Origin of the sequence: Pseudomonas sp. R37(2017) (assembly GCF_002113375.1) — a bacterium.
Taxonomy (GTDB): domain Bacteria; phylum Pseudomonadota; class Gammaproteobacteria; order Pseudomonadales; family Pseudomonadaceae; genus Aquipseudomonas.
This window is the reverse complement of the sequence record NZ_NEHO01000004.1, coordinates 137,652-164,011: the sequence shown is the minus strand read 5'-3', so window position 1 is coordinate 164,011 and position 26,360 is coordinate 137,652. Positions and strand designations below refer to the sequence as shown.

Below are 26,360 nucleotides of genomic sequence, written 5' to 3'. Positions count from 1 at the left end.
TCAGCCTTTGAAGAACTGGTTGGCCTTCTGATACGGCATCGATCGGGCAGTGAAAGCAAAGGTGCCCGATGTCTGGATTTCCTCGGCGGCGCGGAAGAATTCACCATAAGCCGCCAAGGCCAGCGCCGAACCGACGCTGATACGCTTGACGCCCATCTCCCCCAACTCCGCGACCGTCAGCTTCAAGCCGCCCGACATCAACACATTCACCGGTTTTGGCGCCACCGCGCGCACCACCGCCAGGACATCCTCGGCGCTGCGCAGACCGGGTGCGTAAAGTACATCGGCTCCGGCCTCGGCGAATGCCTGCAAGCGGCGGATGGTGTCGGACAGATCAGGATTACCGTGCAGGAAATTTTCCGCCCGGGCAGTCAATGTGAAGGGGAACGGCAAACGGCGAGCAGCCGCCACAGCGGCCTCGATTCGCGCCACGGCGTGTTCGAAACAATAGATCGGGCCTTCTTCGCGACCGGTGGCATCCTCAATCGAACCACCGACGGCTCCAGCCTCGGCGGCGCGCAAAATACTCTTGGCGCAATCGGCCGGGCTGTCGGCAAAGCCGTTTTCCAGGTCGACTGCGACCGGCAGGTCGGTGGCGGCGACAATCGCCTTGACGTTCAACAAGGTGTCGTCGAGGGTGAGCCCGCCATCGGCGCGGCCCTGGGAAAAGGCAAAACCGGCACTGGTGGTCGCCAGCGCCTCGAAGCCAAGGCTGGCGAGCATTTTCGCCGAGCCTGCATCCCACGGATTGGGAATCACAAAAACGCCGGGGCGCTCATGAAGGGCTTTGAACGCCTGGGCTCGAAGGGTTTGCGCATCCATTGGGCAGGCTCCTGAAGAGGGAAGGATCCGCCTCAGAGCAGGCCAAGTTGCTCGGCGACGGGCTCTCTGTATAGCTCAGGCAGCGCCGGCAAGCCAGGCAATCGCAGCATCAGGCGGGCGTGAAAGCGCTGCGCCAGTTTTGCCGCCAGCACGTTGTCGGCCGTGTGCAGGAAGATATACGGCGTGCGGCCTTCTTCGATCCAGACCGCGATTTTTTCGATCCAGGGCTCCAGGAACCTGTCGTTGGCCTCAAGCGTCGGATGGCCGATAAAGCGCACCTGCGGGCATGACGTAAAGGCCGTCGGACGCGGCGGCACACGGGGTTTCTTCGCTTGGGCGTGGAGTACCGAGGGCTCGGTCGAAGTGCAACTGAACAACGCACGGGGATCGAGACAGATGCGTTCGACACCGCGATCCAGCAGCAGTCGATTGAGCATTCGCTCGCTGTCACCCTTGGCGAAAAACTCGTCATGCCGCACTTCCACGGCCAGTGGCCGCTGCAGGGCATCGATGAATCCGGCCAGTTCGGGCAAGCGCTGGGGCGTGAAGCTTTTCGACAACTGCAACCACAGTGGCGACACACGCTCGCCGAGCGGGCTTAGCAACTGCAGGAAAGTTTCGGCGGCGGTCAGTTGCTCGCGCAGATCGCCACCGTGGCTGATCTGTCCGGGAAACTTGGCGGTGAAGCGAAAGTGCTCGGGCATGGTCTCGGCCCAACGCTGCACGGTGCTGGCAGCCGGGCTCGCGTAGAAGGTCGTGTTGCCTTCCACGGCATTGAAAACCCGGGAATAGAGATCAAGAAAGTCTGCGGTTTTGGCGTCTGGCGGATACAGGTGATCGCGCCAGGCGTTTTCGCTCCAGGAGGGGCAACCAAGGTAGTACGGCAGCAGCATCAGATGTACAGGTCGAGACCCAGCACATCCGTATCCCAATCGACGAAACCGGCGGTACTCAGGTAGCTGGCCAGGGCTGTCGCCACGCTTTTGCTCATGGCACGGTGGTAAATCAGGTCTTGCTGACGGGCGGGCAGATTGCTCAGTTTTTGCGCAGAGGCTTTGGCGGCGCGGGCAGCCAGTTGCTCTTCAGTCGGGAATTCCAGCTCGCCTTCGATATCAATGGCGTCGTCTTCCGCCACGCGGCCTTTGCGAGGTTTGCGCTTGATGGGGTAGGACTGAGAAGAAACGCCGTCTATACGCATGGGTGCATACTCGGAATCAGTGATGGCAGTTTAGTAGCGCATGACTCACTTCACAAACCGCCGAGTGATAACTGGAACACATAAAAGGCAAAAGGTTTAAAAGCTGGGGTTGGAAAATGACGATTGGCAGAATCTGGAGTACCGACTGTGGCGAGGGGGCTTGTCGGATCGCCGCACCGTCCCGTTCGGCTGCGTAGCAGTCGCAGATCGGCAGATGCAATGTGACAGGCAAATCGAATTCTATGGTTTTGGCACTGCTGCGCAGTGCAACGGGGGCAAGCCCCCTCGCCACAAAAGCCCCCCGAACCTGCTGAACTACCGTGCCTTTGGCGTCGCCACTTTGTCCCGCAGATAAACCGGCTGCGCCTTGTCGGCCACGATTGCCTCGCCGCGCTCCCAGGCAAATCGCGCCAGGGTCAGCAGGTCTTCGGCATGAGGCAACATGCCCGCGTCCTGCCCGCTCAGGCTGACGGCGATACGCTCGCCATAACCCCACCCGGTGCCTGCGCCAAACCACTTGCCACTGGCATCGGCCGGCAATGCCGCCGACTCCGGCGGCAGTACCGCCTCGGCGCCGACCAGGCGCATCTCCCCGGCCGTTTCGCGGTAGCAACCCCAATACACTTCGTCCATTCGCGCGTCGATGGCAGCGGCGACTTGAGTGGCACCGTGTTCTCGCAGTGCACGTTGCGCCAGCACGGCCAGGTTCGACACCGGCAACACGGGGCGATCCAGGGCAAACGCCAGGCCTTGCACCACGCCGATGGCAATACGCACACCGGTGAAGGCACCCGGGCCCCGGCCAAACGCAATGGCATCGACCGCTTGCAGCGTGGTACCCGCATCGGCCAGCAGTTGCTTGATCATTGGCAACAGCTTTTGCGCGTGCAGGCGCGGGATCACCTCGTAATGGCTCGTGACCTTGCCGTCATGCAGCAAGGCAACGGAGCAAGCTTCAGTCGCGGTGTCCAGGGCCAGCAAGGTGCTCATCGATGTTTCCGTAAGAAGGGATCAGAAAAAGTGCGTCAGTATAAACAACTACGGCCCGCAAGCGGGCCGTGGATGATGCAGCGAATCAGGTTTTTCAGCTCAGGGCTGCAAGCACCTTGGCGGTGATCGCTTCAACCGAACCGACGCCTTCGATGTGGCTGTACTTCGGCTTGCCATTGGCAGCCGACAGTTCCTGGTAGAAAGCCACCAGCGGCTTGGTCTGGGAGTGGTAGACCGACAGGCGATGACGCACGGTTTCTTCGGTGTCGTCCTTGCGCTGCACCAGGTCTTCACCGGTGACGTCGTCCTTGCCGGCGGTTTTCGGCGGGTTGTAGACGATGTGGTACACGCGGCCGCTGGCCTCGTGAACACGGCGGCCGGCGATACGCTGGACGATTTCTTCGTCTTCGACGGCGATTTCAACCACTGCATCGAGCTCGACGCCAGCAGTCACCAGGGCTTCTGCCTGGGGAATGGTGCGCGGGAAGCCGTCGAACAGGAAACCGTTGACGCAGTCGGGCTGGGCGATGCGGTCCTTGACCAGTGCGATGATCAGGTCATCGGACACCAGGCCACCGGCATCCATGATGCTCTTGGCCTTGATGCCCAGCTCGGTGCCGGCCTTGACTGCCGCACGCAGCATGTCGCCGGTGGAGATTTGCGGAATGCCGAATTTTTCGGTGATGAACTTAGCCTGAGTACCTTTACCGGCCCCGGGAGCTCCCAGCAGAATGACGCGCATCGATGTGCTCCTCAATTTTTTATATATAGATAACGTCAGATTCGCCTCGTGGGGCCAATCTCAAAAATAGGGTCGTGACCGCCCAAACGGCCAAAGGCTGATCAAGATACACAGCAGGCTGCGCCCACACAAGACGCCAAAAGTCGGAGAAACCACTGCCTCCTGCGACCATTGCGCGCAGTTTCCCAAGTCGCAACCTCATCATTAACTGTCGCCTGTTCGCACTTTTATGTCCGCCATCGGGTGGTATCCGGCCGTTGAGCCGGACACCCGACGCCACGGCAAAATCCTCAGCCGGTGTTACGCAAACCGGCGGCGATCCCCGCCACAGACACCAGCAAGGCCTGTTCTACCGGGCTGCCCTGCGCTACCTCCTGCACTCGTGAGCGGGCCAGCAACTCGGCCTGCAATAGATGAAGCGGGTCGAGGTAGGTGTTGCGCAAGCGGATGAACTCAAGGGTCGCCGGGCTATGTGCCAGCAGCTGCGACTGCCCGGTCAGGCCGAGGACGATGGTACACGCCTGCGACAATAGGTCGCGTAAGTGCGCACCCAGTGGCAACAGATTCGGCTCGACCAGACGTTCGTCGTAAGAGTGCGCAATATCGGCATCGGCCTTGGCCAGGACCATTTCCAGCATGTCGATGCGGGTGCGGAAGAACGGCCATTGCTCACGCATCTGCCCCAGCAGTTCGCCTTCGCCACGCTCCAGTGCCTTGCCAAGGGCCGCTTCCCAACCCAGCCAGGCGGGCAGCATCAGGCGCGTTTGGGTCCAGCCGAAGATCCACGGAATCGCCCGCAGGCTTTCGATGCCCCCGGCCCGACGCTTGGCCGGGCGACTGCCCAGCGGCAAGCGACCGAGCTCCTGCTCCGGCGTGGACTGGCGGAAATACTCCACGAACTGCGGGTTCTCCCGCACCACCGCACGGTAGGCGCTGACACCGTCCGCGGCCAACTCATCCATCAAATGGCGCCACTCGGGCGTAGGTGGCGGTGGTGGCAGCAAGGTCGCCTCAAGCACGGCGGCCAGGTACAGGTTGAGGTTTTGCTCGGCAATGTCCGGCAGGCCGAATTTGAATCGAATCATTTCGCCCTGTTCGGTGGTACGGAAACGCCCCGCCACGGAACCTGGGGGCTGCGACAGGATCGCCGCGTGGGCCGGGCCGCCACCACGCCCCACGGTACCGCCACGACCGTGGAACAACAGCAGTTCCACTTGTTGTTCACGGCAGATATCCACCAATCGCTCCTGTGCCCGGTACTGCGCCCAGGCCGCCGCGGTGGTGCCGGCGTCCTTGGCCGAATCGGAGTAGCCGATCATCACTTCCTGGGGCCCTTGCAGGCGCGAGCGATAACCCGGCAGCAGCAACAACTTCTCGATCACCGGGCCGGCGTTGTCGAGGTCGGCCAGGGTTTCGAACAACGGCACCACGCGCATCGGCCGCAACACGCCGGACTCTTTGAGCAGCAATTGCACCGCCAGCACATCGGAAGCGGCACCAGCCATCGAGATCACATAGGAACCGAGGGATGCTCCCGGCGCTGCTGCGATCTCTCGACAGGTGGCCAGCACCTCGGCGGTGTCGGCGCTGGGTTTGAAGTACGCCGGCAACAAGGGACGACGATTGCTCAATTCGCGCATCAGGAAGGCGATACGCTCTTCTTCACTCCAGTCCTCGTAACGGCCGAGGCCGAGGTAGTCGGTGATTTCGGTCATCGCAGCGGTGTGCCGCGCGGAGTCCTGGCGCACATCCAGACGTACCAGGAACAGGCCGAAGGTCACCGCCCGACGCAGGCAATCGAGCAACGGCCCTTCGGCGATCACACCCATGCCGCACTCGTGCAACGAGTGGTAGCAAAGCTCCAGCGGATCGAGCAGTTCGTGGTTGTTTTGCAGCACATCCGCCGGTGCCGGTATTGGCGTTGACAAGGCGGCGTGCGCCCAATTTCGTGTTGCCCGCAGGCGTTCACGCAGCTGTTTGAGCACGGCCCGGTAGGGCTCGGCGCTGTCACCCGCCTTGGCCTTCAGTTCATCGCTGGCCTGCTGCATCGACAGTTCAGCCGCCAGGTGATCGACATCCCGCAGGTACAAATCAGCCGCCATCCAGCGCGCCAACAGCAGCACTTCACGGGTAACCGCCGCCGTCACGTTCGGATTGCCGTCGCGGTCGCCGCCCATCCACGAGGCAAAGCGAATCGGCGCCGCCTCCAGCGGCAAACGCAAGCCGGTGGCCGCATGCAGCGCCTGATCGGCCTTGCGCAGATAATTGGGAATGGCCTGCCACAGCGAATGCTCGATCACCGCGAACCCCCACTTGGCCTCGTCCACCGGCGTCGGGCGCGTGCGGCGGATTTCTTCGGTGTGCCAGGCTTCCGCGATCAGGCGTTGCAAGGTGGTCTTGATCTGCTCGCGCTCGGCGCTGGTCAGGTCGCGGTGATCCTGTGCCGCCAGTTGCGCGGCGATGGCGTCGTACTTCTGGATCAGCGTGCGGCGCGCCACTTCGGTCGGGTGCGCGGTCAATACCAGCTCGATCTCCAGCCGCCCCAGTTGCCGGGCCAGGGCTTCGGCGCCATGCCCCTCGGCGCGCAGGCGCGCGAGCAACTCCGGCAGCACTCGGGCTTCGAACGGCGCCTCCTGGGATTCCTCGCGGCGGTGAATCAACTGGTACTGCTCGGCGATGTTGGCCAGGTTGAGAAACTGGTTGAACGCCCGGGCCACCGGCAGCAATTCGTCCTCGGACAACTGGTTGAGGCTGGCGCTGAGTTCGGCGTCCATGGAACCGCGCCGGTCAGCCTTGGCGCCCTTGCGGATCTGCTCGATCTTGTCGAGAAAATCGTCGCCATATTGTTCACGAATGGTATTGCCCAACAGCTCACCCAACAGGTGAACGTCCTCGCGCAAGCGTGCATCAATATCGGTCATCAGCAGGTCTCCAGCAAAAATCCGGGCGGCTAGGAACCTAGAGAGTGCCGCTCCAGACGGGTTCTTACAAGCAAGACGACGAAGGGCCTTTAAACCTTGCCTGTACCGGCTAGTCTGAAGATAAGCCGCACAATGGCTATCGCCGGCCAATGCCGGACACTCACCCTGCCTGCCACGAGCAGGAGCGCAATGAGGTCAATATGAAAATCCGCGAGCTTGCCCACCACTGGGAAGAAAACGCCAAGGGTCGCCTGACCGACACCGGCTATTCGATTCATCTGGACGTCGAGTCCGCCGCACGGCTGGCCGCAATCATCGAGATGTACCCCAAGCGGCATCCCGAAGAACTGCTCGGCGATCTGATCGGCGCCGCCCTGGAAGAGCTGGAAAGAAGCTTCCCCTACGTCAAGGGCTCGACCGTGGTTGCCACTGACGAAGAAGGTGATCCGCTGTACGAAGACATCGGGCCGACCCCGCGTTTTCTGGCGCTGTCCCGTCGGCACCTGCACGAACTGTCGATGCCTGAGGACAAACAGAAACACTGATTTCTTCCCCGCACTTCTCCCACAACCCTGCGATTTAGAGCCCTGTCGATTCGATCAGGGCTTTTTCAACAGCCGACCAATTTCTCTGAACTTTCAAAAAACGCCTCGGGTCAACCCAAGTAAGCACGCCTGGGACGAGCGTTTCAAAACACCCCCGCACTTGATGGCTTCAGCGCCCAGCCCAGGATGGATTCAACGCTTTTCAGGAGTTATCCCAATGGAGTTGAAGACCATGAAAACCCGAACCGGCACATCCTCGCTCACTCATGCGCGCAGCCTCCAATTGGCGGCGCTGGCCCTCGGCAGCACCCTGATCCTGTCCGGTTGCGCTGGCAACCCGCCAACCGAGCAATACGCGGTGACCCAATCGGCCGTCAACGACGCGGTGAGCGCCGGCGGCACCGAGTTCGCCGCCGTGGAAATGAAGTCGGCCCAGGACAAGCTCAAACAAGCCGAAATCGCCATGCACGACAAAAAATACGAGCAGGCCCGGATGCTCGCCGAACAGGCCGAGTGGGACGCTCGTGTCGCAGAGCGCAAGGCCCAGGCGATGAAGGCCGAACAATCCGTGAAGGACGCGCAGAAAGGCGTTCAGGAATTGCGTCAGGAAAGCCAGCGCACCGTTCAGTAAATGGCGCGGCGCCACGCACTCCCACTCGACTGAAAGGACGACATCATGAAACGCAATCAACTGATGATCCCTGCCCTACTGGCAGCCACGGTAGCGCTGGCTGCCTGCTCTACACCGCCCAACGCCAACCTCGAACAGGCCCGCACCAACTACTCGGGCCTGCAGGCCGACCCGCAAGCGGCCAAGGTCGCCGCCCTGGAAACCAAGGAAGCCAGCGATTATCTGGACAAGGCCGATCAGGCCTACCGGGACAAGGAAGACGCGGCCAGGGTCGACCAGCTTGCCTATCTGACCAACCAACGGGTTGAAGTGGCCAAGCAGACCATTGCCCTGCGCACCGCTGAAGCCAATCTGAAAAACACTTCGGCGCAACGGGCCGAGGCCCGCCTTGAAGGCCGGGACCAGCAGATCAGACAACTGAAGGACAGCCTCAACGCCAGGCAGACCGATCGCGGGACGCTGGTGACTTTCGGGGATGTGCTGTTCGCCACGGACAAGGCCGAGCTGAAATCCAACGGCCTGATGAACATCAACAAACTGGCGCAGTACCTCCAGGAAAACCCGGATCGCAAAGCGATTGTCGAGGGCTACACCGACAGCACCGGTACGGCGTCGCACAACCAGTCACTGTCGGAACGTCGTGCCAACTCGGTGCGCATGGCCCTGGTGAAGATGGGCGTCGATCCGGCGAGGATCGTGGCGCAGGGATACGGCAAGGAATATCCGGTGGCGGATAACTCAAGCGTCTCGGGCCGGGCGATGAACCGTCGGGTGGAGGTGACCATTTCCAATGACAACAAGCCGGTGATGCCGCGTTCGGCTGTCAGCGCCGTCAACTGAACCGCAATCGCAGCCACGCAAAAGCCCCGCCTGATCGAGTCAGGCGGGGCTTTTCCTTTGTGGCTTGCTTACCACTTGTCAGCAGCTGTCATTTCTGACAGTAGGCAGCGTTACAGGTCGCTAGTAGAAATGAACTTCAAGCCAGCATATCGGGTAAAAGGAAAAACCATGCGACCTTCAGTAATGTTTTATACGCTCTGTACTTCATTGATGTTGGCAGGCTGCTCGCAGCCTGATGCACTGTCAACGAATCAACTTGTTGATAATACTTTCAACTATAACGAGCAGGACTTCATACCCAATGACGATCCACTTCCTGAGGGTATCAATCAGCGCCCCATCGTGGGCGTCAAGAAAGTCCTGGTAAGTGTCATTCACTGGCAGGATGGAGACACACTAAACAAACCTTTGATAGAAAAGCACACAATATCCACTGACCCTGATTCTTTGCGGTCTTACATTCTGGCTGCCTCCCTCGGGAAGTTGACATTGGATGGCCAGGTCATTTCCTTCACATCAGGCCCCCGTCCCGATGCCTGCAAAAGCGGAGGGGATAAATTTTCGCTGGCCACCGCGGAAGGAGTGAAGGCAGCCCAGGCAAACGGTCTTGATCCCTCCAGCTTTGACTACCTGATCAACGTGATTGATTGTGGTGGGGGCGGATCGGCATTGACGCCGGGACGGGTCATGGGAGTTTATGGTCAGGCAGAAAGTCCCCATGTGTACAAACATGAGTTTGGACACAACTTGGGCTACGCGCATGGCAACACCTATACCCGGTGCCCAAAAAACAGCGAAACCGTTAGCGCCCCTACCGATTGCCGTACTGTCGGCTACGGCGACACAGGGGATTCGGTATCAGGCGGTGGGACGCTCTACCCTGCATTCAACCGCTGGTATTCCGGCTGGCTGGATGCCTCTCAAGCCGTCACTGTCAAATCAACAGGGATCTACAGTCTCGGTGTTCTCGGCACGAGCGGCCCGCAACTGTACCTCATCGAACGTCCCGGCAATGGAACAAGAACCAGAAACTTCTTATCGCTGGAGTTTCGCCGACCTACCTTCTTCGATAACTTCCCCCCCAATGACAATCGGGTGACAGGTGTCTGGGCAAGATTCAGTACGCTTGTCTATTACAGCAGTTACATGATCAACACCCAACTGGACGGAACCCCGGAAACGGCAACCACCGCAGATCCCACTTTGCAACCGGGCCGTACGTTGGTCGATGATGTGGCCAACTTCAAGGTCCAAACATGCCAAACCAGATCCAACGGTGCTTCGTTCGCTGTTGCGTTAAATGGTGAAACTTTACCGGCCTGTAATGCTCCCTACTTACGTGCTCCTGCAGAAGATGCAAAAACGCCTGTCCGGCCGGTCTTTTCCGGTTCATCAACCGAACCGTCGAGCGATATCAGCGTGGTCGACGCCCATTATCCTGGACGAGTTCTTGCTTCAACCAAATCCGACATACAAGGTCAGTGGTCTGTTCCAGCCAACATTGATCTCGAACCGGGAGAAATGTTGATAAAGGTAGGCCAATCCACACAAGGCAAACCCATCGTTTGGGGTGATACTCGTCGCATCCATGTGATGGGACGATGACCCCCCCTTGAGTACTTTCGGATAGTAAGGTTGCAAACAGCCAATCCAGTGCAGCAAGAATCCAGTAAGCCCTACCGGGAAAACCCGGAGGGCTTTTTAATGATGGGCTGGATTACGGCTCCAGCTTCTGCGGCGTTTCCTGCCCCATGCAGCGCACGGCTTTTTTCTTGTTGTCGACCAGCACACCCGTCAGTCCTTTCTGTTCGGTGTCGAACAGTACCAATACGCCATCGATGCACTGCGCCACTTGGGCGGCAGGCTCCAGGGAGACTTTGTAGTCTTCGCCCGGAATGGTCTTGAGCATGGTGAAGTCGTTGAGCAGCAACGCATCCTCGGGCTTGGCGAAGTGCAGGTAACCGTACCACCACAGGGCACCGACTGTGCCAAGGATGCTGCAGATACCGGTGATGATCAGCGGGATGGCGTTGCGTTCTTCACTCATTGCGGACTCTCTGGTGGTTCATCTTCAGAATTCGGGGGTGCCGGGTAATTGGGGATTTCCCCCAACCGGCGCAGGCCGTTGAAATGCTGCGGGTCATCGAGATAGCGCAGCATGACTTTGCGCCAGACCGGGTCGGCGAACGTCTGCACATGCCCGCCACGGGTCAGTTGCAGCACTCGCGGCGGCGGCGCAGCTTGATACAGTCGGATGCCGTTGGAAAGAGGCACGATCGGATCGTCGATGCTGTGGTAGAGCAGTTTCGGCACGTTCTTGAGTTGTGCCATGGAGTTGATCGCACTGTCGCCGTCCGGCACCAGCCATGACAACGGCACCTGGAATGGCCAGGTCAACCATGAATTGCTCAGGGCAAACCGGCCAACGCTGCGGTAACTGGCGGGGACGCCATCGAGGACGATGGCCTTGAGTTGTGTCTGCCGTTGCGGGTGCCGGACCAGGTAATGCACGGCCATCGCGCCACCCAGGCTCTGGCCGAGCAGGATCAACGGCTTGCCTTGAACCTCCGGCGCCTTGTCCAGCCAGGCGAACGCCGCATCGATGTCCTGATAGATCGCCGGCAGGCTGGGTTCGCCTTCGGACAAGCCATAACCGCGATAATCAACGAGCAACACCTGGTAACCATTTTTCGGCAACCAAAAGCTGCCGCCGAGGTGCATGGGCAGGTTTCCGCCGTTGCCGTGCAAGTGCAACACCGTGCCTTTGACCTCGACACCCGGCCTTGCCGGCAGCCACCACGCGTTCAGCTTGAGGCCATCGGCCGTGATAAGGGTGACGGTGCGGTACTCGAGCCCGGCCTTCTGCGGAGTGAACAACTGGCCGGGTTCCGGGTAGAACAGCAGTGAGCTGCAACCGCTCAAGATCAGGAGAAGGCAGATGGTGCCGAGGATTCTCATCCGTTGAAACCTCGCAGTGTGAAGTTGGTACACGGAGCAAATGTGGGAGCGAGCCTGCTCGCGAATGCTGTCTGACATTCAACACTTCTATTATCTGACACACCGCTTTCGCGAGCAGGCTCGCTCCCACAGGTGACCTCATCGGCCCTACAAAATGTTGGAGTAATCCGCCTCGATCCGGTCCAGGCTCAGGTGGTTGAGGAAGTTGGAGAAGCACATCCACGCCGACAGCGCGTTCATGTCGCGGAACTGTTCCGGCAAGTACTTGGGCGGCACCACCAGGCCTTCGTCCACCAACTGGCGCAAGGTACGCATGTCCTCCAGGGTGGTCTTGCCACAGAACAACAGTGGTATCTGCTCCAGCTTGCCTTTGCGCACGGCCAGTTGAATGTAGTTGTAAATCATGATGAAGCCCTTGAGGTAGGACAAGTCTTTGGTAAATGGCAGACCTGTCGGCACCGAGCCGCGGAAAACGCGACTGGCGTTGCTGTAGCTCTCGGGCATCTCGAAGCCTTGCTCGCGGAAGAACTCGAACACCTGCAGGAAGTCCGCGCCGTCCTCCACCATGTGAATGGCGCGGGTGCGGTTGGTGAGTTTGCGCAGACGACTCGGGTACGAGGCGAAGGTGATGATTTCCATCAGGATCGCCAGGCCTTCCTGGGTCACCGTCGACGAGGGCGGACCTTTGGCCAGGAAAGTGCAAATCGGCTGGTTCAGGCCGTTGAGAGTAGTGCCGACGTGCACCAACCCTTCGTGGACCTCCAGGGCGCGCACATCGCGGTTGTTGAACATCGCGTCGGAACGGATCTTGATGTAGTCGGCACCGGCCGCCGCATCGGCGACGATGCCGTCGGACTCGAACACTCGAATGGTTTCCTCGGCCTCGCCAAACACCTTGTTCAAGCGGTGCTGCAACATGTCGACCGCATCCTTGGCCGTCAGCGTCTTCGGTTCGTCCTTGAGGTCGCCACGGCCGTCGATGTTGTTCAGGTATTCGGACAACATCATGCCCAGGTCGGACAACGTCGGGTCGCCAGCATGGAACGCGTCGGACGCCGCGCCGTACAACTCCTGGGAAATCAGGCCGAAATCCTCGGTGCCCCGCGCTTCGAGCATGCGCACCACCATGCGGTATTCCTTGCACATGCGCCGCATGATCTGGCCGACCGGGTTGAACTGGCCGAGCTGGCGGGTGATGTCACGCTCGATGTTCTGGAACTCCAGCTTCACCTTGCTGGAGTCGAACGCCAGTGGCCGGTTGAGGTAGTAGTCTCGATCCACCGCCGGCATTTCCTTGCCCTTGGCCTTGAGGAAGCCCTTGCGAATATTGTCGTCCCATTTGACCGCATCGAGCACGCGGATCGGCGTCTGCGCCAGCACGATGCGATCGGACAAATTGCGTATCGACTGTTGGTAATCGTCCACGCGAAACTCCTGTAGAAACCTGTTGATGCCGGTTATTTGGCTTTGGCCTGACGCTGATAGCGCACCGCTTCGACGAACACATCGGAATTGGCCGGGTCGTCGAGGTAGGCGGCGACTTGCTCCATGTCGCTGTCGATCAATACGCCAGCGCCGTCGCTGGTCTGGAAGCTTTCACCGCTCAGGGCTTTCTGCTTGATAGCCTGGTTGATCTGTTCAAGATCGAGGTTGTAGACCACCAACTCATGTTTGTCGGTCAGCTCGAAACCGCCCAGGGTGAAATGCCCGCCAAACTGCGCCGGCACCTTCGCCGACAGATACCAGCGGTTGCCATGGCGTGACACCGTGAAGGGGTAGGCCTCCCGCTCCCGGGGCCTGGCCCGGTAATAGCTGACGGCCTGATAGCGGTTGTCACCGACGCGGTTCAGTTCGAGGTTGAGCGCCTCGCCCCAGGCGTTGGTGCTGGTCCATTTGCCGAGCAATCCTTTGGGCGCGGGTTCGCTTGCAGGCAGCGGCTCCTTGAAGGCCACCAGACAGCCACTGAGCAGCAGGAACGACAAGGCGATCACAACGACACGCCAGGCTTTCATTCAACACTCCCTATGAACATACCTCACCCTTGGACACCCTCCCTTGTGGGAGTGAGCCTGTGGCGAGGGGGCTTGCCCCCGTTCGGCTGCGAAGCAGTCGTAAAACCTGCGCATCCGGACTGACTGTCTCACCTGGATCACTGGTTTTGGGGCGGCTTCGCCACCCAACGGGGGCAAGCCCCCTCGCCACAGGCTCGCTCCCACAGGAGTAGCCTCCAATCAGGAGAAACTACACCGACCCCAGCACCAGGTGCATATAGCGCGTCAGGATCCCGAGCATTTCTTCTTCGGCAGCCGGCTCGTCTACGTTGAGCAACCCCTGATATTCCATCCGGCCGATAATCGCCGTCAACACCTTGGCATCCTGATGCGGCTCGCGCGAGCCCAGCACCTGGAACAGTTGGCAAGAGCCCTGCAACAGGATTTGCTGATGCGAGCGCACCAGTTCGGCCAGGCGCGGGTTGAGCAATGCCTCGTGGCGGAACGCCTGTTCGGCCATCAGGTGTTCGCGGCGATTGACCAGTTGCCGGTGAACGTAATCGGTCATCAGCCGGGCAATATCGTCCGCCAGTTTCGAGCGCGCCTGCGGGCTGCCATCGCCACTGGCGATCATGTCACGCAACAGACCTTCGTTATTCACCCACAACTTGCCCATGTAGGCGGCACTGCGCTCCACGTATTGGGCGAAGGTATCGGTGAGCAAATCATCGATATCCTTGAAATAGTAAGTGGTCGCCGACAATGGCACTTGCGCCTCGGCGGCCACCGCGCGATGTCGCACGGCGCGCACGCCATCGCGCACGACAATGCGCATGGCGGCGTCGAGAATGTCCTGTCGACGCTGCTCGCTGCCCTGTCGGCTGGCCTTGCGACCCTGGTACTGAACACTTTCAGCGACCGCAGTGGCGATACCCGCTGCACCTTCTTGAGCTATTGCACGATTCACGACAGGTATTTCCTCTCAGATGAAAGTAACAAGTTGATACGTTTGTACCAGACAGGCAATAAAAAACCGCCTGAAAAGGCGGTTTTTTAATTGAAACACTTACGCTTGCGGCCGCATGTGCGGGAACAGGATCACGTCGCGGATCGACGGGGAGTTGGTCAGCAGCATCACCAGGCGGTCGATGCCGATACCTTCACCCGCCGTTGGCGGCATGCCGTACTCCAACGCACGCACGAAGTCGGCGTCGTAGTGCATGGCCTCGTCGTCGCCGGCGTCCTTGTCGGCCACCTGGGCCATGAAGCGCTCGGCCTGGTCTTCCGCGTCGTTCAACTCGGAATAGGCGTTGGCGATTTCACGACCACCGATGAACAGCTCGAAACGGTCGGTGACGTTCGGGTTCTCGTCGTTGCGACGGGCCAGCGGCGACACTTCGAACGGGTACTGGGTAATGAAGTGCGGCTGCTCCAGCTTGTGCTCCACCAGCTCTTCGAAAATCATCACCTGCAATTTGCCCAGGCCTTCGAAGCCCAGCACCTTGGCACCGGCTTTCTTGGCGATGGCGCGGGCCTTGTCGATGTCGTTCAGGTCGTCAGCGGTCAGTTCGGGGTTGTACTTGAGGATCGAGTCGAACACCGACAGACGCGCGAACGGCTCACCGAAGTGGAACACCTTGTCACCGTACGGCACGTCGGTGCTGCCCAGAACCAGCTGAGCCAGTTCGCGGAACAGTTCTTCGGTCAGGTCCATGTTGTCTTCGTAGTCGGCGTAGGCCTGGTAGAACTCCAACATGGTGAATTCAGGGTTGTGACGAGTCGAAACGCCTTCGTTACGGAAGTTGCGGTTGATCTCGAACACTTTTTCGAAGCCGCCAACCACCAGGCGCTTCAAATACAGCTCCGGCGCGATACGCAGGAACATTTCCATGTCCAGCGCGTTGTGGTGAGTCTCGAACGGCTTGGCTGCCGCGCCGCCAGGAATGGTCTGCAGCATCGGCGTTTCCACTTCCAGGAAGTCACGCTTCATCAGGAAGCTGCGGATGTGGGCGATGACTTGCGAACGCACGCGGAACGTCTGGCGCACGTCTTCGTTGACGATCAGGTCAACGTAGCGCTGGCGATAGCGCTGCTCGGTGTCGGTCAGGCCGTGGTGCTTGTCCGGCAGCGGACGCAGGGACTTGGTCAGCAAGCGCACGTCGGTCATTTCAACGTACAGGTCGCCCTTGCCGGAACGGGCCAGGGTGCCTTCGGCCGCAATGATGTCGCCCATGTCCCAGGTTTTCACCGCGGCCAGGGTTTCTTCGGACAGGGTCTTGCGGTTGACGTAGACCTGGATGCGACCGGTCATGTCCTGGATCACCATGAACGAGCCACGGTTGAGCATGATGCGACCGGCAACCTTGACCGGGATCGCAGCCTCTGCCAACTCTTCCTTGGTCTTGTCCGCGTACTGTTTCTGCAGTTGCTCGCAGTAGTTTTCGCGGCGGAAGTCGTTCGGGAAGGCATTGCCCTTGGCGCGCTCGGCAGCAAGCTTTTCCTTGCGCAGGGCGATCAGGGAGTTTTCTTCCTGTTGCAGGGCTTGCGGGTCGAGTTCTAGGTCGCTCATGTCTTTAGATATTCCATCACAGGTTCGTTGCCCCCGGGCCTTGCGGCCCGGGATCGCCAGCAGTGCTGGCTCCTACAGGGATCGAGTGATTCAGCCGATCCTGTTTTGCGTCTTTTACAGCCCGGACTTCAGGCTGGCTTCCAGGTATTCGTCGATGTCGCCATCGAGCACCTTGTCGCAGTCGCTGCGTTCGATGTTGGTGCGCAGGTCTTTGATGCGCGAAGCATCGAGTACGTACGAACGGATCTGGTGACCCCAGCCGATATCCGACTTGGTGTCTTCCAGCGCCTGGGACGCGGCGTTGCGTTTCTGCATTTCCTGCTCATACAACTTGGCCCGCAGCATTTTCATGGCGGTGTCCTTGTTGGCGTGCTGGGAACGTTCGTTCTGGCAGCTGACCACGGTGTTGGTCGGTACGTGGGTGATACGTACGGCCGAGTCGGTGGTGTTTACGTGCTGACCACCGGCACCGGAGGAACGATAGGTGTCGATCCGCAGGTCTGCCGGGTTGATCTCGATCTCCACCTTGTCATCGATCTCGGGGGAAACGAACACCGCGGAGAAAGAGGTGTGGCGACGGTTGCCGGAGTCGAACGGGCTCTTTCGCACCAGGCGGTGGACGCCGATCTCGGTCCGCAGCCAGCCAAAAGCGTATTCGCCCTTGATGTGCACGGTGGCGCCCTTGATCCCGGCGACTTCACCGGCCGACAGTTCCATGATGGTCGCGTCGAAGCCGCGTTTGTCGGCCCAGCGCAGGTACATGCGCAGCAGGATGTTGGCCCAGTCCTGGGCTTCGGTGCCACCGGAACCGGCCTGGATGTCCAGGTAGGCGTTGTTCATGTCCATCTCGCCGCTGAACATACGGCGGAACTCCAGCTTGGCCAGGGCGTCTTCGAGGCGTGCCAGTTCGGCGACCACATCGCCGACAGCGCCTTCGTCGTTTTCTTCGACAGCCATGTCCAGCAACTCGCGGGAATCGACCAGGCCACCGGACAATTCGTCCAGGGTGTCTACGATCTGCGCCAGCGCAGAGCGCTCGCGGCCCAGCTCCTGGGCGTACTCAGGCTTGTTCCAGACACTCGGATCTTCAAGCTCGCGATTGACCTCGGTCAGACGCTCATGCTTTTGATCGTAGTCAAAGATACCCCCGAATGGTTTCGGAGCGCTCGGACAGGTCCTTGATGGTGTTCAGGATCGGGTTGATTTCCATGACGGGCAGCACTCGTTGGCGAACTTTTGAAAGCCGGCGAGTATAACGGGAAACGGCCGGTAACGGCAGCCCGCTTGGTCGAAAACACCGCCTCCCGCCAGTCCGTCCCCGCCCCCTGTAGGAGCGAGCATGCTCGCGATGGTCGTCAACGATGACGCTGGAAACCTGATGCCCCGCGTTATCGTTGGCCTCCATCGCGAGCATGCTCGCTCCTACAGAGTGCAGGTCAGCCGATGCCTACTTGATTGCGCCCATTATGCTTGGCCAGATACAACCCCTTGTCCGCCGCCGAGATCAGCTCTCGGCAATTGCTGCCGGCTGTCGGGGTGACGGTCGCCAGGCCGATGCTGATGGTCAGGCTCGACCCTTCGTTCGGCGAATTATGCGGGATCTTCAGGGCCGCCACGGTCTGGCGCAGCTTCTCGGCCACCAGCCGTGCTCCGCCCGGCGAGGTATTGGGCAGCACCAGGGCGAACTCTTCGCCGCCGTAACGGGCCGGCAGGTCCGAAGGCCGGGCGCTGGCATCACGGATCGCCGCGGCGACCTTGCGCAGGGCTTCATCGCCTTCCAGGTGGCCGAAACTGTCGTTGTAGGCCTTGAAGTAATCCACATCGATCATCAGCAACGACAATTGGCTCTGTTCACGCAGCGAACGACGCCACTCCAGCTCCATGTATTCATCGAAGTGCCGACGGTTCGACAACCCGGTCAGGCCATCGGAGTTCATCAGGCGTTGCAGCACCAGGTTGGTGTCGAGCAACTGCTGCTGGCTGACCCGCAACGCGCGGTACGCCGCGTCCCGTTGCAGCAGGGTCATGTAGGAGCGCGAGTGATAGCGGATGCGCGCGACCAGTTCGATGTTGTCCGGCAACTTGACCAGATAATCGTTGGCCCCGGCCGCAAAGGCCGCGCTCTTGATCAACGGGTCTTCCTTGGTCGACAGGACGATGATCGGAATGTCCCTGGTCGCCGGGTGATTGCGGTACTCGCGCACCAGGCTCAAGCCATCGAGGCCGGGCATGACGAGATCCTGCAGGATCACCGTTGGCTTGATGCGCACCGCATGGGCGATGGCCTGGTGCGGGTCGGCGCAGAAGTGGAAATCGATATTCTCCTCGTTCGCCAGACCCCGGCGCACGGCTTCGCCGATCATGGCCTGATCGTCCACCAGCAACACCATGGCGGCGTTTTCGTCGGTCTTGAAGTCGTCGAGCTGTAATTCATTCATGTGCGGTCACCTGAGTACTGCCTGGGCCAGGAATGCAGGGAAAGTTGCTCATTTTGCAAAAATCTCCAGCAATCGTGGCGCTATCTTGTCCAGCGGGCGAATCTCTGCGGCAGCGTCGATGGCCGCGGCCGCCTTTGGCATGCCATACACCGCACTGCTGCCCTGGTCTTGTGCGATGGTCAGGTAGCCCTGTTGGCGCAAGAGTTTAAGCCCCTGGGCGCCATCACGCCCCATGCCGGTGAGCAAAACCCCCACGGCATCACCGCTCCAGTAACTGGCCACGCTCTCGAAAAACACATCGATGGAGGGGCGGTAGATCTCGTTGACCGGTTCGGCGGTATAGGCCAGCGTGCCGTTTTTCAGCAAGCGGATATGGTGATTGGTGCCAGCCAGCAATACCGTGCCGCTTTGCGGCGGCTCGCCTTCCTGGGCCAGGCGCACGTTGAGGCCGCTGGCACTGCCGAGCCATTCGGCCATACCGGCGGCAAACACCTGGTCAACGTGCTGTACCAGCACGATGGCCGGAGCGAAATCACGGGGCAGCCCCTTGAGCAAGACTTCCAGCGCCGCCGGTCCACCGGCGGATGAGCCAATGGCGATCAGACTCTGGCGTGAACCCGAACTGCGCAACGGTGCCGGCGCGGCGCGCGGACGGTTGCCCTTGTCGCCGATCAGCCAGCCGATATTCATGATCTTGCGCAGCAACGGCGCAGCCGCCTCCTGGGCATTGCCAGCGCCGAGGGTCGGGGTGTCGACCACATCCAGCGCACCGTGGCCCATGGCCTCGAACACCCGGTGCACGTTCTGCTGGCGATCCACGGTGACGATGACAATGGCACAGGGGGTCTCGGCCATGATCCGGCGCGTGGCCTCCACGCCATCCATCACCGGCATGATCAAGTCCATCAGAATCAGGTCCGGTGTGTCCTGCGCGCACTGGCGCACTGCCTCGGCGCCATTGCCGGCGACCCAGACCACCTCGTGCGCAGGTTCGAATGCCAGGGCGCGGCGCAGGGCTTCCACCGCCATGGGCATGTCGTTGACGATTGCGATTCTCATGCCCGTGCTCCTCCGATGAGCTCGACCACTGCATCGAGCAAGGCGTCGTCATGAAAACTGGCCTTGGCTAGATAATAGTCGGCACCGGCATCCAGTCCACGACGCCGGTCCTCTTCACGATCCTTGTAGGACACCACCATCACCGGCAACGATTGCAGGCGAGTGTCCCGACGCAACAGAGTGACCAGTTCGATGCCATCCATGCGCGGCATATCAATGTCGGTGATCAGCAGATCGAAATCCTCCGAACGCAGCGCGTTCCAGCCATCCATGCCGTCTACCGCAACCGCCACGTCGTAACCGCGATTGAGCAACAGCTTGCGCTGCAACTCTCGCACGGTCAGGGAATCGTCCACCACCAGAATTCGTTTGCGGGCCGCCTCGACCACCTGACTGCCGTGACGGGCAATACGTTCCAGACGCCCTGTGTTAAGCAGTTTTTCCACCGAGCGCAGCATGTCTTCGACATCGACGATCAGCACCACCGAGCCGTCGTCGAGCAAGGCCCCGGCGGAAATGTCCTGCACCTTGCCCAGACGCTCATCCAGCGGCAGCACCACCAATGTCCGCTCACCGACAAACCGTTCCACCGCCACGCCGTAGATCGCATCGCGCTCGCGAATCACCACGACTTTCAAGGTTTGACCGCTGTTCTGGCTGACCGGGCGTTGCAGCAACTGACTGGCCGCCACCAGGCCGACATGCCGGCCTTCGTACCAGAAGTGCTGGCGGCCTTCGACCTGCACGATATCCGTCGGCTCCAGATCGCACATGCGCTCGATGTGCGCCAGCGGAAAGGCGTAGGCTTCGTCGCCGACCTCCACGACCAGGCTGCGCACCACCGACAGGGTCAGCGGCACTTCGAGGTGGAAACGACTCCCCTCGCCCGCCGTCTGCTCCAGCACCACTGCGCCGCGCAACTGCCGGACCATGTGCTGCACCGCATCCAGGCCGACGCCGCGACCGGACACCTCGGTGACCGTGTCGCGCAGACTGAAGCCGGGCAGGAACAGGAACGTCAGCAACTCCTCTTCGCTCAACTGCGCGGCGGTTTCCGCGGGGGACAAATTGCGTTCAACGATGCTGCGACGGACTTTTTCCAGATCCACGCCATTGCCGTCATCGCTCAATTCAAGCACCAGCAAACCGGCCTGATGAGAGGCGCGCAGGCGAATCAACCCTTCCGCCGGCTTGCCCGCCAGCAGGCGCTGCTCCGGGGTTTCGATGCCGTGGTCGACCGCATTGCGCAACAAGTGCGTCAACGGCGCTTCGAGCTTTTCCAGTACGTCGCGATCGACCTGAGTCTTCTCGCCATCGATTTCCAGCCGTACCTGCTTGCCCAGGTCGCGCCCCAGATCACGAACCATGCGCACCTGCCCGCCCAGCACATCGGCAAACGGCCGCATGCGGCAGGCCAGAGCAGTGTCGTACAACACCTGCGCCCGCTGACTGGCGTGCCAGGCGAACTCATCGAGTTCGGCGTTCTTCTCCATGAGCAACTGCTGGGATTGCGCCAGCAAGCGCCGCGCATCCTCGAGCACTTCCTGGGCTTCCAGGCTCAAGGCGTGATCCTTGAGGTGAACGTTGAGACTCTCCAGGGCTCGCAGGCTGTTGCTCTGCATGCGCTTGAGACGCTGCATGGTCGCCAGGTGCGGTTTGAGCCGCTGGGTTTCCACCAGGGATTTGCTCGACAGATCGAGCAGGCTGTTCAGGCGCTCGGCGGTGACACGCAATACGCGTTCACCATTTTCGGCGGTGCGCCTGGTCTTGCGCGCAGCGGCTGGCGGTGTGGGCTCGACGACAGGTGCCGGTGCCTCGACCTTGGGCGCGGGCGCTTCTAATTGAAGTTCAGCCATCACCGTTGCAGCAGGCGCAACCAGAGGGGCCGCCGGGTCCAGCAACCGCGCCATCAACGCCACATAGGCCTCGATGTCCGCGGCCTGCGGGTTGTTGTTCGGCGTGGCGATGCGCATCAGCAAATCGGTGCCTTGCAGCAGCGCATCGATGTGTTCGGGGCGCAACAACAGGCGCCCTTCCTGGGCACTGACCAGGCAATCCTCCATGACGTGGGCGACGCTGACGCCGGCATCGATGCCGACGATACGCGCCGCCCCCTTGAGCGAGTGCGCGGCACGCATGCACGACTCAAGTTGATCGGCCTGGGTCGGGTCGCGCTCAAGCGCCAGCAGGCCGGCGCTCAACACCTGGGTCTGGGCTTCGGCTTCCAGGCTGAACAGCTCCAGCAGGGAGGCGTCGCGCATTTGCTCGGGGGTCATGTGAGGCTCCGGGTCACGGCCGACAGCAACTGTTCTTCATCCAGCCAACGCAGGCTGCGACCTTTGAACTGCAACACGCCACGGGTGTACCTGGCGCTGGCCTGGGTACCCGAGCGCGACGCGGCATCGAGGATGTGCTCGTCGATGGCGTGAATCCCGTCGACTTCGTCCACAGGCACCACCACGGGTCCGCCATGGGCCGCGATAATCAGCATGCGCGGCATGACCCGCGCGCCGGACACCGCATTGACGGTGCCGTCGAGCCCCAGCAGCTCTACCAACGACAGGCAGGCGACCAGCGCGCCGCGTACATTCGCCACGCCGAGCAAGGCCCTGGAACGCTGGTGCGGCAAGGAGTGAATCGCTTGCAGTGGCGCCACCTCGACCAGACTGCGGGTCGCGAGAGCCAGCCACTCCTCACCCAGACGAAACATCAACAGCGAACGGGTGTTCACCTCGTTCTCGGCCGCGACGGACACTGCCCCGCGATCTTCCTGCTGCAACCCATAGCGATCGAGCAAGCGTGTGGCGGCCGCCGAATACACCGCACAATTGCGGCAGTGAATATGTTCGGCCAGCAACGGGCAGGACTTGTCGCCGTGGATACCGATACGGTTCCAGCAGTCGTCGATGGCCTGGGCATCCCGGGTGACGCTAAAGGTGTCGGAGGCAATCATCGTTTACGCTCACTGTCGGCGGCGCGCCCGCTGCGGGCGGCACGTTCCTGCAATCGTCTGGCTCCCGTCGCGTCCCCCTGGGCCTGCAGCAATGCGGCCAGGTGCATCAACGCTTCGGGATGTTGCGGTTCGAGGTACAGCACCTTGCGATAAAAACCCTGGGCTTCCAGGACGTTGCCGGCGACATCGCTGAGCAGCCCCAGCCAATAGAACACCTGGGCTACCGGTTCATGACTGCGCAAATAGCTTTCACAAGCGGCCCTTGCCTCGGCGCTTTTGCCTTCGTTGGCCAGCGTGGCGATGTTCGCCAGCAGCACGGCCGTATCGGTACCGGACGTTTTCGGTGCAGAAGCCAGCGGCACGACACTGGCAAATGGGCGGCTGCGCACTGGCGCAGGCGGCGGATTGCGCAGTGGTTGCGGCACAGGCAATGGCGCTGGAACGAATGCCGGTAGAGGTCCAGGGTCGGCAGCCCCCTGTCGACTGAACGCGAAGGACTGCGCGATACCGATCGAGCGCATCCCCAGACGCCCCAGCAGACTGCCTTCGGCTGGACCGATAAACAGCACGCCTTCGTCGTGGGTCAGGCGCTTGAGCACTTCGAACACTTGCCTCTGGGTCGGCTGGTCGAAATAGATCAAAAGGTTGCGACAAAACACGAAATCGAACGGCGGCTCGCCGGCCAGCAAGACCGGGTCCAGCAGATTGCCGACCTGCAAGCGCACCTGCTCCTGCACACGCGGGTTCAGGCGGTAGGCGTCGCCTTCGGTCGTGAAATGACGGTCGCGAAACGCAATGTCATCACCCCGAAAGGAATTCTTGCCGTACAACGCGCACCTGGCTTTTGCCACCGACAGCGGGCTGACGTCCATGCCGTCGACCTTGAACTGGTGCGGCTTGAGCCCTGCATCGAGCAACGCCATGGCGATTGAGTAAGGTTCTTCTCCGGTGGAACACGGCAGGCTGAGAATTCGCAGCGCACGCAGATTGTTGATCTCGGCCAGTCGCTTGCTCGCCAGTTTCGCCAGGGTGGCGAAGGACTCCGGATACCGGAAAAACCAGGTTTCCGGAACGATCACCGCCTCGATCAACGCCTGCTGTTCGTCCCGTGAGCCCTGCAAGGTGCGCCAATACTCATCGGCCGAGGATGTTTGCGCAGCGATGCCGCGCTGGCGCACTGCGCGCTCGATGATCGCCGGCCCCACGGAAGTCACGTCGAGACCGATACGCTCCTTGAGGAAGTCGAAAAAACGCTGGTCGCTGTTCATGAGCGTTCCTCCAGCAGCACCGGATCCAGTGGCGGCGAGGGGAATAACAAAGCACGAACCTGATCGTCCAGTAGATCGCTGACCCGCACCCATTGCAGCAAGCCCTGCTCATCCTTGCGCACCGGCCCCAGGTAAGGCGCCTGCCGATTGTCCAGGCCGTAGGGCTGAAAATCCGCCGGGGCACAGCGCAAGGTATCGGTCGCCTGCTCCAGAATCAGCCCGAGCAGCTGTGTCTCGGCGGTTGCGTCCGGGCGATAGTTGACCAGCACCAGTCGCGTGCTGGTACGGCCCTGTGCCGGCGTACCAAACGTCAGTGCACTCAGGTCGATCACCGGCACCACGACGCCCCGATAGGCAAACACCCCGGCGACCCAGGCAGGGGCATGGGCAATGGGCTTCAAGGGCAGGCGCGGCAGCACTTCCGCCACCTCGACTGCCTTCAAGGCATAGCGCTCGTTGCCGATGCGAAACACCAGGAACAATGCATGCGGCGCCTGCTTCACGACAGAGCGCCTGGCCGTGATTTCGCTCATCAGACTTTGAATCGCGAAACGCCGCTGCGCAGCCCGACGGCCACCTGGCTCAGCTCATCGATGGCGAAGCTGGCCTGACGCAGAGACTCCACGGTCTGGCTGCTGGCATCGCCCAACTGCACCAGCGCATGGTTGATCTGCTCGGCACCAGTGGCCTGGGCCTGCATGCCTTCGTTGACCATCAATACCCGCGGCGCCAGCGCCTGGACCTGATGGATGATCTGCGACAACTGCTCACCGACCTGCTGCACCTCTGACATGCCGCGCCGCACTTCTTCGGAGAATTTGTCCATGCCCATGACCCCGGCCGATACCGCCGACTGGATTTCGCGCACCATTTGTTCGATGTCATAGGTTGCCACCGCCGTCTGGTCCGCCAGACGCCGCACTTCGGTGGCGACCACGGCAAAACCGCGCCCGTATTCCCCTGCCTTCTCGGCCTCGATGGCGGCGTTGAGCGACAACAGGTTGGTCTGGTCGGCGACCTTGACGATGGTCACCACCACCTGATTGATGTTGCCGGCCTTCTCATTGAGGATCGCCAGCTTGGCATTGACCAGATCGGCCGCCCCCATCACCGAATGCATGGTTTCCTCCATGCGTGCCAGGCCCTGCTGCCCGGAACCGGCGGCCACGGAAGCCTGGTCGGCGGCGGTGGAGACCTCGGTCATGGTGCGCACCAGATCCCGGGAAGTGGCGGCGATTTCACGGGAGGTCGCGCCGATTTCCGTGGTAGTGGCGGCGGTTTCGGTGGCGGTGGCTTGCTGCTGCTTGGACGTCGCGGCGATCTCGGTGACCGACGTGGTCACCTGCACCGACGAACGCTGGGCCTGGGATACCAGCGAGGTCAGCTCGGTCATCATGTCGTTGAAGCCGGTTTCCACGGCGCCGAATTCGTCCTTGCGCTCCAGGTTCAGGCGATTGCTGAGGTCACCGGTGCGCATGATTTCCAGAATATTCACGATGCGGTTCATTGGCGACATGATGGCGCGCATCAACAAAAGGCCGCAAAGACCGGCGGCCAGCACCGCCACCAGCAGGGAAATGCCCATGCTGATCTTGGCCGCGAATACCGCTTCGTCGATGGCGGCGATGTCACGATCGGCCACTGCCTTGTTTTCGCGAATGATGTCGTTGAGTTTCATCCGGCCGGCGGTCCAGGCCGGGGTCAGTTGCTCGTTGAACATCTTGAGCGCTTCAGCTTGCTGGTTGCGGCTGTGCAGTTCGAGCACAGAGGCCAGGATCCTGTTGAACTCCTCGTGCTTTTGCAGGAAAGCGGCATATTCGACCTTGTCTTCATCGGTCGTGACAGTGTTGCGATAGTTGTTCATCTGTTCCTGCAGGCGCGCCTCGAAGACTTTGAAGTCCGCGGCGTCTTCGCTGCTGATGCCCTGCCCTTCCTTGAAGCCGAGCATTTCCTGAGTCTGCAGGAAAGCGTCGACCCAGGCGCTGCGAACCATCGAGCTGTAGTAAAGCCCCGGCAATGCGTCATCGCGAACGCTGTCTTCGCTCGCTTCGATCCTCAGCAACCGCGAATAGGAGAGGACCACCATCAGCAACATGATGGCGATAATTACCGCAAAGCTCGCCAAAATGCGTTGGCGCAACGTCCAGTTCTTCACAGTCGATCCTCGGTCCTGATTCGAAATGCGGGGAGTATAGCCGAGGGCGGTGTCTCATTAATAAGACGGTTGCGTGCCACTTCTCATCCCGTTGAAAAAAGGGGGGGATATGGCTGAAAACACCATCGCGAGCCTGCCGCAAGCGGGCACCCGCTCCCACAGAGATCTCGGCTGAAACGCAGACCGGGTGAACTGTAGGAGCGAGCATGCTCGCGATGGTCGTCAACGATGACGCTGGCTGCCTGATGCCCCGAGGTGTCGCTCCTACAGGGCTACAGCG

Annotated in this window: 25 protein-coding genes; 4 read left to right on the top strand and 21 right to left on the bottom strand. The window is 60.9% G+C overall.

The genetic code is table 11. From position 1 onward, the window contains the following. The 6 genes from CAG47_RS08675 to ppc all read right to left on the bottom strand — a co-directional run bounded on the left by CAG47_RS08675 (position 1) and on the right by ppc (position 6,673). A complete protein-coding gene (locus tag CAG47_RS08675; protein ID WP_085724477.1) occupies positions 1-822 on the bottom strand; it encodes an isocitrate lyase/phosphoenolpyruvate mutase family protein in 822 nt (273 codons plus the stop codon). A gap of 32 nt (positions 823-854) precedes the next feature. Next, a complete protein-coding gene (locus CAG47_RS08670; RefSeq protein WP_085724476.1) occupies positions 855-1,715 on the bottom strand; it encodes a DUF72 domain-containing protein in 861 nt (286 codons plus the stop codon). Continuing rightward, positions 1,715-2,020 carry a hypothetical protein gene (locus CAG47_RS08665; RefSeq protein ID WP_085724475.1) on the bottom strand — a complete coding sequence of 102 codons (306 nt, stop codon included), beginning with the start codon at positions 2,018-2,020 and terminating at the stop codon, positions 1,715-1,717. The genes CAG47_RS08670 and CAG47_RS08665 overlap by 1 nt, the downstream gene beginning before the upstream one ends. 315 nt (positions 2,021-2,335) lie before the next feature. Continuing rightward, entirely contained in the window at positions 2,336-3,010 is a 675-nt protein-coding gene (tsaB, locus tag CAG47_RS08660) for a tRNA (adenosine(37)-N6)-threonylcarbamoyltransferase complex dimerization subunit type 1 TsaB (protein ID WP_085724474.1), read from the bottom strand. 94 nt (positions 3,011-3,104) lie between these two features. Next, entirely contained in the window at positions 3,105-3,752 is a 648-nt protein-coding gene (adk, locus tag CAG47_RS08655) for an adenylate kinase (RefSeq protein WP_085724473.1), read from the bottom strand. A 290-nt stretch (positions 3,753-4,042) separates the two neighbouring features. Continuing rightward, positions 4,043-6,673 carry a phosphoenolpyruvate carboxylase gene (ppc, locus tag CAG47_RS08650; protein WP_085724472.1) on the bottom strand — a complete coding sequence of 877 codons (2,631 nt, stop codon included), beginning with the start codon at positions 6,671-6,673 and terminating at the stop codon, positions 4,043-4,045. 200 nt (positions 6,674-6,873) lie between these two features. On the opposite strand from ppc, the gene CAG47_RS08645 reads away from it, so the two are divergent. The 4 genes from CAG47_RS08645 to CAG47_RS27790 all read left to right on the top strand — a co-directional run bounded on the left by CAG47_RS08645 (position 6,874) and on the right by CAG47_RS27790 (position 10,294). Then, positions 6,874-7,218, top strand: a complete 345-nt coding sequence (locus CAG47_RS08645) for a pilin assembly protein (RefSeq protein ID WP_085724471.1) — start codon at positions 6,874-6,876, stop codon at positions 7,216-7,218. A gap of 217 nt (positions 7,219-7,435) precedes the next feature. Beyond that, positions 7,436-7,849 (top strand): DUF4398 domain-containing protein, encoded by a 414-nt coding sequence (locus CAG47_RS08640; protein WP_085724470.1) that lies wholly within the window; start codon positions 7,436-7,438, stop codon positions 7,847-7,849. Positions 7,850-7,894: 45 nt separating this feature from the next. Further along, a complete protein-coding gene (locus CAG47_RS08635) occupies positions 7,895-8,689 on the top strand; it encodes an OmpA family protein (RefSeq protein WP_085724469.1) in 795 nt (264 codons plus the stop codon). A gap of 129 nt (positions 8,690-8,818) precedes the next feature. After that, positions 8,819-10,294 carry a transposase gene (locus CAG47_RS27790; protein WP_143515821.1) on the top strand — a complete coding sequence of 492 codons (1,476 nt, stop codon included), beginning with the start codon at positions 8,819-8,821 and terminating at the stop codon, positions 10,292-10,294. 112 nt (positions 10,295-10,406) lie between these two features. Here CAG47_RS27790 and CAG47_RS08630 read toward each other — a convergent pair whose 3' ends face one another. From CAG47_RS08630 to CAG47_RS08565, 15 genes are all read right to left on the bottom strand, one after another. Further along, positions 10,407-10,736 (bottom strand): hypothetical protein, encoded by a 330-nt coding sequence (locus CAG47_RS08630; protein ID WP_085724468.1) that lies wholly within the window; start codon positions 10,734-10,736, stop codon positions 10,407-10,409. Continuing rightward, entirely contained in the window at positions 10,733-11,647 is a 915-nt protein-coding gene (locus CAG47_RS08625) for an alpha/beta hydrolase (RefSeq protein WP_085724467.1), read from the bottom strand. Before CAG47_RS08625 ends, CAG47_RS08630 begins: the two co-directional genes overlap by 4 nt. Before the next feature lie 147 nt (positions 11,648-11,794). Beyond that, positions 11,795-13,072: a flavohemoglobin expression-modulating QEGLA motif protein gene (locus CAG47_RS08620; protein ID WP_085724466.1), complete on the bottom strand. Its 1,278-nt coding sequence runs from the start codon at positions 13,070-13,072 to the stop codon at positions 11,795-11,797. Between the two features lie 32 nt (positions 13,073-13,104). Next, positions 13,105-13,659, bottom strand: a complete 555-nt coding sequence (locus CAG47_RS08615) for a hypothetical protein (protein ID WP_085724465.1) — start codon at positions 13,657-13,659, stop codon at positions 13,105-13,107. A 229-nt stretch (positions 13,660-13,888) separates the two neighbouring features. Then, entirely contained in the window at positions 13,889-14,605 is a 717-nt protein-coding gene (locus CAG47_RS08605) for a TetR/AcrR family transcriptional regulator (RefSeq protein ID WP_085724463.1), read from the bottom strand. Between the two features lie 99 nt (positions 14,606-14,704). Continuing rightward, the gene (lysS, locus tag CAG47_RS08600; RefSeq protein WP_085724462.1) at positions 14,705-16,207 is read right to left on the bottom strand and encodes a lysine--tRNA ligase; all 1,503 of its coding nucleotides are present in this window, start codon (positions 16,205-16,207) and stop codon (positions 14,705-14,707) included. A 114-nt stretch (positions 16,208-16,321) separates the two neighbouring features. Next, positions 16,322-17,417 (bottom strand): peptide chain release factor 2 gene (gene prfB, locus CAG47_RS27785; protein ID WP_143515820.1). Its coding sequence is split into 2 segments (ribosomal slippage): positions 16,322-17,344 and positions 17,346-17,417, totalling 1,095 coding nucleotides; the frame shifts between segments, so codons are not numbered across the junction. Continuing rightward, positions 17,343-17,621, bottom strand: coding sequence for a hypothetical protein (locus tag CAG47_RS28660; RefSeq protein ID WP_177408937.1), 279 nt, complete (start codon positions 17,619-17,621; stop codon positions 17,343-17,345). The genes prfB and CAG47_RS28660 overlap by 75 nt, the downstream gene beginning before the upstream one ends. 22 nt (positions 17,622-17,643) lie before the next feature. Further along, positions 17,644-18,645 carry a PleD family two-component system response regulator gene (locus CAG47_RS08595; protein WP_085724461.1) on the bottom strand — a complete coding sequence of 334 codons (1,002 nt, stop codon included), beginning with the start codon at positions 18,643-18,645 and terminating at the stop codon, positions 17,644-17,646. A 48-nt stretch (positions 18,646-18,693) separates the two neighbouring features. Next, complete coding sequence (locus tag CAG47_RS08590; protein ID WP_085724460.1) at positions 18,694-19,704, bottom strand: chemotaxis response regulator protein-glutamate methylesterase; 1,011 nt, start codon at positions 19,702-19,704, stop codon at positions 18,694-18,696. Continuing rightward, complete coding sequence (locus CAG47_RS08585) at positions 19,701-21,980, bottom strand: hybrid sensor histidine kinase/response regulator (protein ID WP_085724459.1); 2,280 nt, start codon at positions 21,978-21,980, stop codon at positions 19,701-19,703. The genes CAG47_RS08590 and CAG47_RS08585 overlap by 4 nt, the downstream gene beginning before the upstream one ends. Next, the gene (locus tag CAG47_RS08580; protein ID WP_085724458.1) at positions 21,977-22,657 is read right to left on the bottom strand and encodes a chemotaxis protein CheW; all 681 of its coding nucleotides are present in this window, start codon (positions 22,655-22,657) and stop codon (positions 21,977-21,979) included. The genes CAG47_RS08585 and CAG47_RS08580 overlap by 4 nt, the downstream gene beginning before the upstream one ends. After that, complete coding sequence (locus tag CAG47_RS08575) at positions 22,654-23,925, bottom strand: protein-glutamate O-methyltransferase CheR (protein ID WP_085724457.1); 1,272 nt, start codon at positions 23,923-23,925, stop codon at positions 22,654-22,656. The genes CAG47_RS08580 and CAG47_RS08575 overlap by 4 nt, the downstream gene beginning before the upstream one ends. Continuing rightward, positions 23,922-24,458: a chemotaxis protein CheW gene (locus CAG47_RS08570; protein WP_085724456.1), complete on the bottom strand. Its 537-nt coding sequence runs from the start codon at positions 24,456-24,458 to the stop codon at positions 23,922-23,924. Before CAG47_RS08570 ends, CAG47_RS08575 begins: the two co-directional genes overlap by 4 nt. Then, positions 24,458-26,080, bottom strand: a complete 1,623-nt coding sequence (locus CAG47_RS08565) for a methyl-accepting chemotaxis protein (protein ID WP_085724455.1) — start codon at positions 26,078-26,080, stop codon at positions 24,458-24,460. The genes CAG47_RS08570 and CAG47_RS08565 overlap by 1 nt, the downstream gene beginning before the upstream one ends. Positions 26,081-26,360 lie beyond the last annotated feature (280 nt).

What these genes read in the sequence shown, in the direction of transcription:
- CAG47_RS08665 (WP_085724475.1), bottom strand. Translation starts at nt 2,020, where the DNA reads ATGCGTATAGACGGCGTTTCTTCTCAGTCCTACCCCATCAAGCGCAAA.
- CAG47_RS08625 (WP_085724467.1), bottom strand. Translation starts at nt 11,647, where the DNA reads ATGAGAATCCTCGGCACCATCTGCCTTCTCCTGATCTTGAGCGGTTGC.
- CAG47_RS08570 (WP_085724456.1), bottom strand. Translation starts at nt 24,458, where the DNA reads ATGAGCGAAATCACGGCCAGGCGCTCTGTCGTGAAGCAGGCGCCGCAT.
- CAG47_RS08635 (WP_085724469.1), top strand. Translation starts at nt 7,895, where the DNA reads ATGAAACGCAATCAACTGATGATCCCTGCCCTACTGGCAGCCACGGTA.
- lysS (WP_085724462.1), bottom strand. Translation starts at nt 16,207, where the DNA reads ATGAGCGACCTAGAACTCGACCCGCAAGCCCTGCAACAGGAAGAAAAC.
- CAG47_RS08675 (WP_085724477.1), bottom strand. Translation starts at nt 822, where the DNA reads ATGGATGCGCAAACCCTTCGAGCCCAGGCGTTCAAAGCCCTTCATGAG.
- tsaB (WP_085724474.1), bottom strand. Translation starts at nt 3,010, where the DNA reads ATGAGCACCTTGCTGGCCCTGGACACCGCGACTGAAGCTTGCTCCGTT.
- CAG47_RS08645 (WP_085724471.1), top strand. Translation starts at nt 6,874, where the DNA reads ATGAAAATCCGCGAGCTTGCCCACCACTGGGAAGAAAACGCCAAGGGT.
- CAG47_RS08615 (WP_085724465.1), bottom strand. Translation starts at nt 13,659, where the DNA reads ATGAAAGCCTGGCGTGTCGTTGTGATCGCCTTGTCGTTCCTGCTGCTC.
- CAG47_RS08630 (WP_085724468.1), bottom strand. Translation starts at nt 10,736, where the DNA reads ATGAGTGAAGAACGCAACGCCATCCCGCTGATCATCACCGGTATCTGC.
- CAG47_RS08595 (WP_085724461.1), bottom strand. Translation starts at nt 18,645, where the DNA reads ATGAATGAATTACAGCTCGACGACTTCAAGACCGACGAAAACGCCGCC.
- CAG47_RS08575 (WP_085724457.1), bottom strand. Translation starts at nt 23,925, where the DNA reads ATGAACAGCGACCAGCGTTTTTTCGACTTCCTCAAGGAGCGTATCGGT.
- CAG47_RS28660 (WP_177408937.1), bottom strand. Translation starts at nt 17,621, where the DNA reads ATGCTCGCGATGGAGGCCAACGATAACGCGGGGCATCAGGTTTCCAGC.
- adk (WP_085724473.1), bottom strand. Translation starts at nt 3,752, where the DNA reads ATGCGCGTCATTCTGCTGGGAGCTCCCGGGGCCGGTAAAGGTACTCAG.
- CAG47_RS08590 (WP_085724460.1), bottom strand. Translation starts at nt 19,704, where the DNA reads ATGAGAATCGCAATCGTCAACGACATGCCCATGGCGGTGGAAGCCCTG.
- CAG47_RS08585 (WP_085724459.1), bottom strand. Translation starts at nt 21,980, where the DNA reads ATGACCCCCGAGCAAATGCGCGACGCCTCCCTGCTGGAGCTGTTCAGC.
- ppc (WP_085724472.1), bottom strand. Translation starts at nt 6,673, where the DNA reads ATGACCGATATTGATGCACGCTTGCGCGAGGACGTTCACCTGTTGGGT.
- CAG47_RS08670 (WP_085724476.1), bottom strand. Translation starts at nt 1,715, where the DNA reads ATGCTGCTGCCGTACTACCTTGGTTGCCCCTCCTGGAGCGAAAACGCC.
- CAG47_RS08640 (WP_085724470.1), top strand. Translation starts at nt 7,436, where the DNA reads ATGGAGTTGAAGACCATGAAAACCCGAACCGGCACATCCTCGCTCACT.
- CAG47_RS08580 (WP_085724458.1), bottom strand. Translation starts at nt 22,657, where the DNA reads ATGATTGCCTCCGACACCTTTAGCGTCACCCGGGATGCCCAGGCCATC.
- CAG47_RS27790 (WP_143515821.1), top strand. Translation starts at nt 8,819, where the DNA reads ATGAACTTCAAGCCAGCATATCGGGTAAAAGGAAAAACCATGCGACCT.